Source organism: Streptomyces sp. NTD107 (genome assembly GCF_059510435.1).
Genome location: NZ_JCAJZV010000010.1, coordinates 75013 through 87326, shown reverse-complemented (window position 1 = coordinate 87326; position 12314 = coordinate 75013). Strand labels below are relative to the sequence as shown.

Below are 12314 nucleotides of genomic sequence, written 5' to 3'. Positions count from 1 at the left end.
GGGTCGTTCGCGTCAAAGCTACGGGGTGGTCGGGTGTACAGGCAGCGGGGCACGTACGCGCGTACCCGGCGCCGCAGACCGGGCCGGGGCCGGGGCCGCCCGCTCACCTTCCGCTCGCTGGCGGCGATCGCGCTGGGCATCACGCTGGGCGCCTTCGCCGGGCAGTGGTACCTGGACCGCACGCTGAACCACGCGGCGGGCGGCTGGCGGGAGAGCTCGTGCGAGGAGGCGTACGCGGCGGCCGGCTTCGACCCGCCGGCCGACCCCACGGACACCCGCTGCGCGGCGCGCCGCACCGGCGGCTACGCGGCGGTGTTCACGGTGCCCGGCGAGGAGTTCGAGGACTGGCTGCGCCGCGAACACGGCCTGACGGAGACGGCACTCCACCACCCCCACCCCCGCCCCCCGGCGGACACCTCGGCGGACCACACCTTGAACTGGTCCCCGCCCGACCGCGCCCCCCTGCTGACCCCCACCCTGGGCGGCGTGACGGTCACGGCGTATGTCACGGACGACGGCACCACCCGGGTCCGCTGGCTCTTCAACGGCTGAGCAGCAGGTCCGCCTCGATCTCGATCTTCGCGCCGATGGACTCGGGCAGAACGAGCGACTCCCCCGGCCGGTACACGGACCGGCTGCGATACTCACCACCCACCGGACCGGTGAGAACGACGACCTCGTTGTGCTTGCGGTCACCGATCAGATAAACCGGCACGGAGGCGGCGGCATACGCATCGCGCTTGCGGTGCAAGTCGTCGCGCCAGTTGGAGGAGGTGATCTCGACCACCATCCGGAAGACGGAAGGCCGGTAACAGTTGAAGCCGACCAGATGATCCTTGTAGTCGTCGTCCACCACCGCCAGATCGGGGGCGGCATGGTCCTCCCGGCCGGTGGGCAGCCAGAGCCCGATGGCTTGGATGACCTGGGTCTCACCGCCGTGCAGCGACGCCAGTGCCAGCGTCAGACCGGTGAGCGAGGAGCCGTGGGGTCCGTCTGCGGGGGGATTCACGATGAGCTGCCCTTCGAGGATTTCCGAACGGTAGCCGGGCAGTACCTGGTTGGTCAGCTCGGCCAGATCCATGAGGGTCTTGGCGCGCGCCACCACGGGCAGATCCGTTCGCTCGGGGGCAACAGTCATGTCGTTCCTCCTGCGGGACTCGTCGGCCATATCGCCTCTCCTTCCATCATGAAATCCGCTCACTCCCACCCGAATCGATTCTGCTACGCGGGACACGTCAACGGGGGGAGGTGGTCAGACCGTCCAGGAGGAAGTCCAGGCCGGTGTGGAATTCCTCGGCCGGGGGGACGGGGCGGGCCTCGGTGGCGGTCGCTGTCAGGAGGGGGTACGTGTCCGGGGGGAGGGCCGTCAAGGCGGTCGTCGCCGGGCCGGTCAGGGGGGCCAGGTGTTCGTTCTGGAGGGCGCCGGTCAGGTACGCGAGCAGGGCGCGCAGGGCCAGGGCGCGGCGGCGGGGGGTGAAGCCGGCGGTGGTGAGGATCCGCAGGGCGGCCTCGGACCACCGCTGGACGGCGGCCGAGGTGTGCCGGTGGGTGACGGTGAGCGGTACGACGCCGGGGTGTACGGCGACCGCCGCCCGTACCCGGTCCAGCAGGGCGGCGAGCTGGCGCTGCCACGGCTCGCCGGCCGGCGGCGCCGTGTCGACGGCGCCGAGCACCAGGTCGACGACCTGCCGCTCCAGGGCCTCGCGGTCCGGGACGTAGCGGTACAGCGACATGGTGGCGATGCCCAGTTCGGTGGCCACCGCGCGCATGGACAGGCCGCCGAGCCCGTCGCGGTCGATGACGGTGAGGGCGGCGGTCGCGAGCTGCTGCGAGGTCAGCGAACGGGGACGAGGCACGGCGGAAAAGCGTACACCATACGCTCACCGCTGCCCCGTCCCTCCCCTTACTCCGTGCCGATCGCCGACAGGATGTTCATCCGGCCGGCCCGGAACGCCGGGGCCAGCGCCGCCACCAGGCCCACCAGCGCCGCCCCCGCGAACACCGCCGTGATCACCGGCCACGGGATCTCCAGCACCGGCATCCCCTCCAGCGCCATCAGCCGGTGGCTCGCCCACGCCCACGCCAGCCCGAGGCCGAGCCCCAGCAGCGCGCCGAACAGCGCGATCACCACCGACTCCAGCCGGATCATCCGCCGCAGCTGCCGCCGCGACAGCCCGATCGCCCGCATCAGACCGATCTCCCGGGTGCGTTCCACCACGGCCAGGGCCAGGGTGTTCACCACCCCCAGCACCGCCACGATGATGGCGAGCGCCAGCAGCCCGTACACCATGTTCAGCAGCTGCCCGATCTGCGCGCGGATCTGCTCCTTCAGCTCGTACTGGTCGAGCAGTTCCATCTGCGGGTACGGCTCCAGCGCGGTCTCCAGCGCCGCGCGCGCCGCGTCCGCCTGCCCGCCGCGCGCCGTGACGAACAGCATCCGGGGCAGCGGCAGCGCCTCGTCCGGTACGTGGGCCCGCGCCGTCTCCAGCGAGATGGTCCATACGCCGCCCTCCAGCGAGGACTTCTCGGTGATCGCCCGCACCGTCAGCGTGGCGGTCGCGCCCCGGTCGAAGGCGACGCTCAGCTCGTCACCCACGCCCAGACCGAGATCGGCCGCCGCGTCCTCGTCGATGGCGATGCCGTCGCCGCCGGCCTCGTACACCCGCTCCTGGTCACCGGCGGCCGTACCGATCGTCAGATCGGACAGCATGCTGGGCTGCGCGGCGGCCAGCTGGCGCCGCGTCACCTTCCCGTCCGGCGTGGTGGCCTCGGCGGCCAGCACCCGGTACTCGGTGACCGAGGCCAGCAGGCCGTCCCGCGCCCGTACGTTCTCCACCGCCGCGCTCACATCCGGCAGCACCGGGCCGAAGTTGGCCGGGCTGAGCATGAAGTCCGCGCCCACCGAGGCGTCGATCTCGCGGGTCGCCGAGGCCACCATCGAGGAGCCGACCACCGAGAGACCCGACACCAATGCCAGTCCGATCATCAGCGCGGAGGCGGTGGCCCCGGTACGGCGCGGGTTGCGCAGCGCGTTCCGCTCCGCGAGCCGCCCCACCGGCCCGAACACCCGCAACAGCAGCAAGCTCAACACCCGTACCACCAGCCCCACCAGCACCGGAGCGGCCAGGATCAGACCGACCAGGCTCAGCACAATGCCCAGCGCCAGATACGGCACCCCGGCCGAGGCCACCTCCACCGTCGCGGTCCCGGCCAGCAGCGCCAGGCCCGCCACCGACAGCACCCCGGCGACCACCACCCGTGCCCGCCCCGCCCGGGTATCCCCGGGGGTGCCGGCGTCCCGCAGCGCCGCCATCGGCGTGATCCGCCCGGCCCGCCGGGCCGGCACATAGGCGGCCAGCACCGTCACCAGCGTGCCGACCAGCACCCCGATCACCGGCACCGACCACCCGATCGTCAGCTCATCGGTGCTGAGGTTCATCCCGAACGCCCGCAGCGCCGCCATCAGCCCCACCGCCAGACCCACACCCGCCGCGAAGCCCAGCACCGAGCCGATCAGCCCCAGCAGCAGCGCCTCGGTGATCACCGAGCGGTTCACCTGCCGCCGGTCCGCCCCGATCGCGCGCAGCAGCCCGATCTCCCGGGTGCGCTGGGCGACCAGCATCGAGAAGGTGTTGACGATGAGGAAGACCCCGACCAGCAGCCCGATCCCGGCGAAGCCCAGCAGGATGTACTGGAGGACGTCCATCACCTGGCCGATGGCGTCCCGGCTGTCCTCCACATACTCCTGGGCGGTACGCAGCTGGTACGTGTCCGGGCCGACCGCCGCCGCGACCGCGTCGCGCAGTTCGCCGTCGGTACGGGAGCCGTCGCCGTCCACGTACAGCTCGGTGTAGGCGTCATCCCCGCCCAGCAGGAACTCCCGCGCGGTCGGCAGATCGACGTACAGGACGGTGGCGCCCGGGTTGGTGACGGTGAACGCGGCGATGCCGCTGATCCGTACCGGGAAGTCGCCGAACGCGGTCAGCACCCGCAGCGGATCGCCCACCGACAGGCCCTTCCTGCCCGCTGTGTCGGCGTCCACCATGATCTCGCCAGGACCGTTCGGCGGCGCCCCCTCCCGTACCTCCATCGAGCGCAGCTCCACCTCCGACCAGCTGCTCGCGATGGTGGGCGCGCCGGTGGTCGGCCCGATGCTCTCGTTGGCGGCGTCCACGACCACCGCGAGCGGCGAGGACACCGTGCCGGTGACCCCCGCCACCCCCGGTACGGCCGCGATCTCGCCGGCCAGCGCGGCCGGTACGGTGTCGGGCTTGCCGACCGCCGACGGCATGTCGAAGCCACCGCCCCCGCCGGAACGTTCCGCCGTCGCCGGACCCACCATCACATTGGAGGCCGTGGCACCGAACAGCCTGTCGAACGTCGTGTACATGGTCGCCGTCAGCACCAGCGTCCCGCACACGAACGCCACCGACAGCAGCACCGCCATCCCCGACAGCGCCATCCGGCCCTTGTGCGCGTACAGGTTGCGCACCGAGGTTCTGAGCACGGTCATGCCGCCACACCCCTCCGCCCACTCCACTCAGGCAAACTCCGCCATTCAGGCTAGAAGCCGCCGTCTCTCCTGTCGTCGTCCGCCCGGACGAGACCCCGGCACGCCACTACCTAGGGGCGATCCAGGGGCCGCCCCTGACCCGGTACCGCCCGTTCACCCGGGCGTTCCCCGCCGTGCATCCAACGGCGCCCCGGCCTCGCTAACCTCCCCCGGCCCCATCCCGTTGTCCCGCCCCGCCAACCCCCGCCAACCCGAGCCATCCCGAGCCATCCCGAGCCATCCCGAGCCAACCCGAGGTCGCCCGCCATGCGTCTGCCCATCCCCCGGCAGCGATTCCGCACCCGTGCCAGCCGAGCCAGCCGCGACCCGCACTGGGACAACATCCGCTATTTCTCCGGCGTCCTCGTCGTCTTCGGACACACCATGGACTCCATAGCCGACCGCGACGGACTGCGCTGGCTGTACCTCGCCAGCTGGGCCATGCGCGTCCCGGTCTTCGTCATGGTCGCCGGCTACTTCTCCAGCGCCGGCGCCCTCACCCCCCGCGAGGGCCGCCGGCTCCTGGAATCCGTCCTGGTCCCGTACCTGGCGATCGGCCTGCTGCACACCCTCCAGCGGCACTACTACGACGACAACGGCGAATGGACGTACTACACCGTCGAACCCGCCTGGGGCCTGTGGTTCCTGCTCTCCCTGCTGGTCTGGCGGGCCGGCCTGCCCTACCTCGCCCAACTGCGGTACCCGCTCGCCACCTCCGTCTTCGTCGCCCTGCTGGCCGGCTACGTCGCCGACTTCGGCACCGCCTTCTCCTTCTCCCGCACCCTCACCTTCCTCCCCTTCTTCCTGCTGGGCTGGCGACTGCGGCAGGGCCTGTTCCAGGACGCGATGCGGGCCGCCTGGAGCCGGTACGCGGCCCTCGCCGTCCTCGCCGCCACCCTCGTGCTGACCTGGGCCTACCGCCACGACATCAAGCTCGGCTGGCTGTACATGAAGGGCCCTTACGGCAAGGGCCACCTCTTCGACGCGCCCTGGGCGTGGACCACCCGGGCCGGCGTCCTGGCGGCCGGCGTTCTCATCGCGCTCGCCTTCATCCGGCTCATCCCGCGCCGCCGCATCCCCGTCATCACCTACCTCGGCGCCGGCGGCCTGTACATCTACCTGCTGCACCCCCTGATGCTGCGCCCGCTGCTGAACCGGTACGGCGTGGACTGGGTGGGCCCCTGGCCCGAGCAGGCCGCGCTGCTGCTGTTCGCCATCGTGCTCGCCTCGCTGCTCGCGACCGCGCCGGTACGGTGGCTGGCCCGCCCGCTGGTACAGCCCAGGCTGGGCCGGCTGTTCCGGCCCGAGACCGCGCCGCGCCCCAAGGCGCCCGCCGACAAGCCGGACACCTCTGGTTCACCCACACGCCAACCGGAGGTCGCGCAACGGGTGTAGACATGGACGGCGCCCAGCACGACCGAGGACCTCGCGTCCCATCGAAGGGAAACGTAAACAGAGATGGGAAGCGGAACCCCACGCGTCGTCGTTCTCGCCGACTCCGACAGCCGCTGGAAGTGGGCCGCCTCGGTCGCCAGGCGGATCGCCCCCGAGCACGCGATCGACGCCCGCTTCCTGGCCGTCGCCACCACCCCCACCGCACGGCAGATCGCCGAGGTCGGCATCGTGCCCGACACCACGGCCGTCGTCAGCTGCGTGGAACTGCTGGCGGACCCCGCCGTGCACGCCGCCGACCTGGTGGTGCTGGGCACCACCGGCGGCACCGTGCTCTCGCTCATCCACTCCCTCGGCGTCGCCTGGGAGGGCCGCCCGCACCGCCCGCTGCTGGTCACCGGCTACGTCGGCGTCGTCTACGAGAACCTCGTCGACGGACTGCTGCTGCGCGTCGGCTCCGATCTGGTCCTCGCCAACTGCGCCCATGACGCCGAACGGTTCAGGGGCGTGTACGCCAGCATCGGCGCCGACCCGGCGGACATCGTCGAGGCCGGCCTGCCCTTCCTCGGCGGCGCCCCGTACGACCCGCCCGCGGTCTTCGGCTCCTTCGGCCGCAAGGACGCCACCCGGCCGTTCACCGTCACCTTCGCCGTACAGCCCTCCGTGCCCGGCACCCGGGCCGCCCGGCTCGGCATGCTGGAGAAGCTGGCCCGGCACGCGAGCCTGCACCCGGACCGCGAGGTCCTCATCAAGCTCCGCAACCGCCCCGGCGAGGCCGTCACCCACACCGAACGCCACTCGTACCAGTCGCTGTACGAGGAGCTGACCGCCCCGCCCGCCAACCTCACCCTCCAGTACGGCGACATGGGCGAGGTCCTGGACCGCACCGACCTGCTGGTCACCGTCTCCTCCACCGCCGCCATGGAGTCCATCCACCGGGGCATCCCCACCGCGATCCTCACCGACTACGGGGTCCGCGAGGCGCACGGCAACCACTACTTCATCCACTCCGGGCTGCTCGCCTCCTGGGCCGAACTCGACAAGGGCCTCATCCCCACCGTCGATCCCGAGTGGGCCGCCAGCCGCGGCGTGGGCCACCCCGACCCGTACGCCGCCGCCCGCGCCCGGATCGCCGAACTGCGCGCCGCCGCGCCCGGCACCCTCCCCGCCACCCGCCCCTACTACACGCCGCGCAGCGCCGCCGACTACCTGGAGACGCTGCTCAACCGGCGGGGCCTCGGCCTGGACGGCAAGGCCCTGCCACCCAGCCACGACCGCCCGGACACCGCCGTACGCCGCCTCATCCGGCGCGGCGCCGGCGGCCTCTACCAGGTCGGCCGCAAACGCGTCGCCCCGGTGATCCGGCGGCTCGCGAAGGGTTGAAAGCGGGGCCGCTCAGGGTAGTCAGCGCGGTGCAGCCTGCTTAAGATCGATCCGACCCGGATAGACCGCCACTCGCGGGGAGCCGCAATGAAGCGCCGCACCACTGCCCTGTCCGTCACAGCCGCCGCCGTGCTGGTGGCCGCGCCGCTGCTCACCGGCTGCTCCACCGGCGCCCATCCGGGCGCGGCGGCCGTGGTCGGCGGGGAACGTATCTCCATCTCCCAGGTGCAGGGCCAGGTCGAGGCGGTACGCGCCGAACAGCGCGAGCAGCCCAACGCCGACGAGCTCATCGCGGCCAGCAGCACGCTCACCAGGGAGACCGTCAACTTCCTCGTCTACCTCCAGGTCGTGGACCGCGCCGCCCAGTCGCAGGGCGTGGAGGTGACCCGCCGCCAGGTGCAGGAGGCCCGCGCGGAGGCCGAGGCCAACGCGGGCGGCCCCGAGGCGCTGGCGCAGAGCGCGCTCACCGCGCAGGGCGGGCTGCCGCTGACCTCCGCCCAGATCGACGACGTGCTGCGCAGCAACCTCCAGATCCAGGGCATCGCCGCCCGGCTCGGGGTCCTGGAGGACCCGCTGGGCGGCGAGAAGGTCGGCCAGTTGCTGGCGGAGACCGCCGAGGAGGTCGGGGTGGACATCAATCCCCGGTACGGCACCTGGGACGCGCAGACCGTGGGCCTGGTGGACCTGCACGAGCCCTGGCTGCGGATCACGGACCGCGATCAGCAGGCGGTTACGCTCGGCGGGTGACTTCCGTCGATTCCACCGGGTCCGCCGGGTCCACCGGCCGCATCGTTCTGCTGACCACCAGCCACCGGGTGGCGCCCGGGCTGCTGTCCTGGCCCGCCTGGCAGCTGCTGCGCACCGCCGACCGCGTGTACGCGCGGGACGGGGGTCATCCGCTGCTGCCGTACCTCAAGGAGGCGGGGGTGACGGCGCACGGCGCGGCGCCGGGCGCGGCCGGGCTGCTGGAGGAGTGCGCGGGCGGCCGTACGGTCGTGGTGCTGGCCGGCGCGGACGGCGAGCGGCGGCTGACCGACGAGCTGGCCGCCCTGGCCGGCTCGGGCCGGCATCCGATGCCCGCGCTGGAACTGCTGCCGGGCGCGTACGACCTGCCCGGCGCCCGGCTGCTCGACCTGGTGCAGGTGATGGACCGCATCCGCAGCGAGTGCCCGTGGTCCTCGACGCGGACCCACCAGGATCTGGCGAAGCACGGCCTGGAGGAGATGTACGAGCTGGTCGAGGCGATCGAGGCCGGTGACCGGAGCGAGCTGCGCGAGGAGCTCGGTGATGTGCTGCTCCAGGTGGTCTTCCACGCGCGGATCGCGCAGGAGGACCCGGAGGAGCCGTTCGACGTGGACGATGTGGCGGGCGGCCTGGTGGCGAAGCTGATCCACCGGCACCCGCACATCTTCGGCGACGAGCACGCCGAGACGCCGGAGGAGGTACGGGAGTTGTGGCTGCGTACCAAGGCGGAGGAGAAGCGGCGCGACTCGGTGACCGAGGGCATCCCGCTGAGTCAGCCCGGCCTGGCCCTGGCGGCGAAGCTGGCGGGCCGGGCCCGCACGGCCGGGCTGCCCGCCGAACTCCCCGCCCCCACCGGCCCCGACGACTTCGGCGCGCGGCTGCTGGCCCTGGCGGCGGAGGCGGAAGCGGCCGGCGTGGACCCGGAGACGGCCCTGCGCACGACGGCTCGCGCCTACCGGGAGACGATCCGTGCGGCGGAGACACCGGCCTCGTGACGTACCGCCGCCGAGGGCGGGCCGGGCCGCCCTCGGCGGGACGGGTTCCCGGTTCGTGTCGTGGATACCGTCGTCCGTGAGCGCCGGGCGATCGCGCGATGCCCCGCGCGCCGGTGCCGGCTTCCCGGTCAGGCCGGGACGCGCGCCGTGGCGTCCCCGGGGCCGGCGGTGTGGCGTTCCAGGCCCGCGACGAGGAGGTCGAGGCCGAAGCGGAACTCCTCGGTGAGGGGTACCGAGGTGAGGGCGGTGGCGGCCCGCGAAATGGCCGGGTACGCGGTGGGGTCCAGGTTCCGGTAGAAAGCGGCGAGTTGGGGGGCGGCGTCGGGTGACGCGGCCGTGGGGCCGTGCTGCTGGGCGGCGAAGCCGATGACGTAGTGGCCGACGGCGGTGAAGGCCCGGGCCGCGAGGCCGGCCGGGACGCCGTGGTGCAGCAGGGCGCGCAGGACGTGTTCGCGCCGGGCGAGTCCGTTGGGACCGACCGGGACCTGGGCCATGAGCGGCGCGACGATGTTGGGGTGACGACACAGGGTGTCGTAGAAGCGGTGCGCCATGACGGTCAGCACTTCTTGCCAGGTGTCGAGGGCGTCGAGGGTGTCGAGGGTGTCGAGGGCGTCGGGGTCGCCCGGGCCGGTTTCCCCCAGGACGCGGTCGACGAGGTGGGCCAGGATCTCGTCCTTGCCCGCGAAGTGCCGGTAGAGGGTGGCGGTGCCGGAGCCGAGGGCGTCGGCGAGCATGCGCAGGGTGAAGGCGTGGACACCGTGCGCGTCGACGAGGCGCAGGGCCGTGGCGATGATGTGGTCGGCGTCCAGCGCGGGGCGGCCACGGCGGGGGGTGTCGCGCGCGGCGGGGCGGTCGGCCCACCAGGCCGGGCTGCCGGGTGCCGCCGCGCCGGCGGGGGTGTCCGGGGTGGCGGCGGTGGTCATGTCCGGGAGCCTTCCGGTCGGGTGTGCCGCGGGCCCGCGTCGCGTTTTGGTCATGGCGTAGCCACATTACCGTCCGTCGCTCCGGTGCCGCCCCTGGGGCGGGGGCCCGGCGTGGACCGCGCCACTAAAAACGGCTACGGTGTAACCATAATTGTTTCGGATACACCGTAGCCGCTGAAGAGGGCGCGGCAGGCCCGCGGCACTCCGCGCCGCCCTCCCCGGCGAGACCACCGGAGAACGATCACCATGAACGATCAGCGCAACGACATCGACGTCCTCATCGCCGGAGCCGGCCCGACCGGCTCCACCCTGGCCGCCGACCTGCTCCGTCGCGGCCTGCGCGTCCGCCTCATCGACAAGGCGCCGCACGCCTTCACCGGCTCCCGCGCCAAGGGCCTCCAGCCCCGGACCCAGGAAGTCCTCGAAGACCTCGGAGTCCTGCACGAAGTACTCGCGGAAGGCGGCCCCTACCCACTGGCCGGTCTGCACTTCGGGCCACTCACCGTGCCGTGGCGCATGCAGCGCACGTACCGGCCGACCCCCGACGTGCCCCACCCCAACATCTGGCTGCTGCCACAGCACCGCACCGACGCCGTACTGCACCGCCACCTCGACCGCCTCGGCCTGCGCGTCGAATTCGGCACCGCGCTGGAGGACTTCGGGCAGGACCCCGGCGGCGTGACCTCCACCCTGGCCTCCGGCGAACGCGTACGCAGCAGCTACCTGGTGGGCGCCGACGGCGGCGCCAGCACCGTACGGAGCCGGGCCGGCCTGCGGTTCACCGGAGAAACCGATGACTCCGACCGCACCCTTCTCATCGACGGCACCATCGACAACCTGTCCCGCGACCGGTGGCACATGTGGCCGCGCACCCACGGCACATCCGTCGGAGCCTGTCCGCTGCCCCACTCCGACCAGTTCCAGATCATGATCAAGCTACGGCCGGACGAGACGGTGGACCTCGGCCACGCGGCACTCGCCGCCCGTCTGCGCACACTCACCGGCCTGCGGCTGCGCGACATCACCTGGACCTCGGTCTTCCGGCCCAACGTGCGCCTGGCCGAGCACTACCGCACCGGCCGCGTCTTCCTGGCGGGCGACGCCGCCCACGTCCACACCCCGGCCGGCGCGCAGGGACTCAACACCGGAGTGCAGGACGCGTACAACCTGGGCTGGAAGCTGGGCCAGGTGATCGCGGGCGCGCCCGAAACCCTCCTCGACAGCTACCAGGCCGAGCGGCGGCCGGTCGCCGCCCGCGTGCTCGGCACCTCAAGCGAGCTCTACCGGAACCTCCGCCGGCACCGCCTGGCCGGCCTCAAGCGCGGCGACGAGGAGCGACAGCTCTCCCTCTCCTACCGGGGCGGCCCGCTCGCCCCCGCCCCCGCCGCCGACACCACCGCCGCGTCCAGGACCCTGGCCGCGGGCGACCGGGCACCCGACGCGCCCTGCGCCGGACCCGGCACGGCGCGCCGCCTCTTCGACCTCTACCGGGGGCCGCACTTCACCCTGCTGGCCTTCGGCGCCGAGGCCGCCGCGGCGCTCCCAGGACTGACCTGGCCCACCGGCGGCGCCGCGCTCCACCGCTACCGGGTCGGCGGCCACGACGGGCCCGGCGACACCGTCGTCGACACCACCGGTGCCGTGGCCGACCGCTACGGCATCACCGGGGGCCTGGTCCTGGTACGGCCGGACGGATATCTCGCCGACATCATCACGACCGACCGCATCGCCGCCTTCGGCACCACGGTCACGGCGCTGGCCCCGGCCTGAGCCGACTGCGGGACGGGCGCGGGCGCCGGCGGCGGCCCGCCGGACGTCAGCCGGCCTCTCCCGATCCGGGCACCGGGCCGAGCAGCCGGGTCGGTTCCGCGCCGGTCAGCAAGGTGGTGAGCGCGGTGCGCAGGTCGGGACCCAGGTACCAGTCACCGGTGTGGTCCAGGGCGTACACCCGCGCCTCCCGGTCCATCGCCAGCAGCGCCGTGCCGCCGCCCTCCGCGCCCAGCGGGCACAGCTGTGTCCCCAGCGCCCGGCCCAGGTCGCCCAGGGTGCGGGCCCAGTGCAGGCCGCGCAGCGGGTCGATGACCACCGAACTGGGCGCGTACCGGCGGCCGGGTCCCATCGGATGCAGCCGCAGGCCGCCGAACTCGGCCCAGGTCTCGAACGCCGCCGGGAACAGCGCGTGCGGATGGCCCAGCGGTGAGCGGTGGCCGCTGAGGGTGTCGGCCCAGCGCTCCGCCTGTTCGATCAGCCGGCGGCCGGGGTGCCAGCCGGCGTAGCCGAGCACCTGATCCAGATCCGGATGCGGATCGGGGTGCGGATCCGGAT

At 73.0% G+C, this 12314-nt stretch carries 11 protein-coding genes; 6 read left to right on the top strand and 5 right to left on the bottom strand.

Going from position 1 to position 12314, the window contains the following annotated elements:
• Positions 1 to 33: 33 nt before the first annotated feature.
• Entirely contained in the window at positions 34 to 552 is a 519-nt protein-coding gene (locus AC5WRL_RS20300) for a hypothetical protein (protein ID WP_496090040.1), read from the top strand.
• Here AC5WRL_RS20300 and AC5WRL_RS20295 read toward each other — a convergent pair.
• From AC5WRL_RS20295 to AC5WRL_RS20285, 3 genes are all read right to left on the bottom strand, one after another.
• Positions 542 to 1138 (bottom strand): Uma2 family endonuclease, encoded by a 597-nt coding sequence (locus tag AC5WRL_RS20295; RefSeq protein WP_496090039.1) that lies wholly within the window; start codon positions 1136 to 1138, stop codon positions 542 to 544. The two genes, AC5WRL_RS20300 and AC5WRL_RS20295, sit on opposite strands and share 11 nt — an antisense overlap.
• 97 nt (positions 1139 to 1235) lie before the next feature.
• Positions 1236 to 1856 (bottom strand): TetR/AcrR family transcriptional regulator C-terminal domain-containing protein, encoded by a 621-nt coding sequence (locus AC5WRL_RS20290; RefSeq protein ID WP_496090038.1) that lies wholly within the window; start codon positions 1854 to 1856, stop codon positions 1236 to 1238.
• A gap of 47 nt (positions 1857 to 1903) precedes the next feature.
• Positions 1904 to 4513 carry an ABC transporter permease gene (locus tag AC5WRL_RS20285; RefSeq protein WP_496090037.1) on the bottom strand — a complete coding sequence of 870 codons (2610 nt, stop codon included), beginning with the start codon at positions 4511 to 4513 and terminating at the stop codon, positions 1904 to 1906.
• Positions 4514 to 4819: 306 nt separating this feature from the next.
• Between AC5WRL_RS20285 and AC5WRL_RS20280 the strand changes: the two genes are divergently transcribed.
• The 4 genes from AC5WRL_RS20280 (at position 4820) to AC5WRL_RS20265 (ending at position 9066) form a co-directional block, all read left to right on the top strand.
• Positions 4820 to 5947 carry an acyltransferase family protein gene (locus AC5WRL_RS20280; protein ID WP_496090036.1) on the top strand — a complete coding sequence of 376 codons (1128 nt, stop codon included), beginning with the start codon at positions 4820 to 4822 and terminating at the stop codon, positions 5945 to 5947.
• A gap of 63 nt (positions 5948 to 6010) precedes the next feature.
• The gene (locus AC5WRL_RS20275; RefSeq protein WP_496090035.1) at positions 6011 to 7327 is read left to right on the top strand and encodes a DUF6716 putative glycosyltransferase; all 1317 of its coding nucleotides are present in this window, start codon (positions 6011 to 6013) and stop codon (positions 7325 to 7327) included.
• 87 nt (positions 7328 to 7414) lie between these two features.
• Positions 7415 to 8074, top strand: coding sequence for a SurA N-terminal domain-containing protein (locus tag AC5WRL_RS20270; RefSeq protein ID WP_496090034.1), 660 nt, complete (start codon positions 7415 to 7417; stop codon positions 8072 to 8074).
• Complete coding sequence (locus AC5WRL_RS20265; protein ID WP_496090033.1) at positions 8071 to 9066, top strand: nucleoside triphosphate pyrophosphohydrolase; 996 nt, start codon at positions 8071 to 8073, stop codon at positions 9064 to 9066. The genes AC5WRL_RS20270 and AC5WRL_RS20265 overlap by 4 nt, the downstream gene beginning before the upstream one ends.
• A 128-nt stretch (positions 9067 to 9194) precedes the next feature.
• Here AC5WRL_RS20265 and AC5WRL_RS20260 read toward each other — a convergent pair whose 3' ends face one another.
• The gene (locus AC5WRL_RS20260; RefSeq protein ID WP_496090032.1) at positions 9195 to 9989 is read right to left on the bottom strand and encodes a TetR/AcrR family transcriptional regulator; all 795 of its coding nucleotides are present in this window, start codon (positions 9987 to 9989) and stop codon (positions 9195 to 9197) included.
• Positions 9990 to 10235: 246 nt separating this feature from the next.
• Between AC5WRL_RS20260 and AC5WRL_RS20255 the strand changes: the two genes are divergently transcribed.
• Entirely contained in the window at positions 10236 to 11759 is a 1524-nt protein-coding gene (locus tag AC5WRL_RS20255) for an FAD-dependent monooxygenase (protein WP_496090031.1), read from the top strand.
• A 46-nt stretch (positions 11760 to 11805) separates the two neighbouring features.
• Here AC5WRL_RS20255 and AC5WRL_RS20250 read toward each other — a convergent pair whose 3' ends face one another.
• Entirely contained in the window at positions 11806 to 12282 is a 477-nt protein-coding gene (locus AC5WRL_RS20250) for an SUKH-3 domain-containing protein (RefSeq protein ID WP_496090138.1), read from the bottom strand.
• Positions 12283 to 12314: the final 32 nt, after the last annotated feature.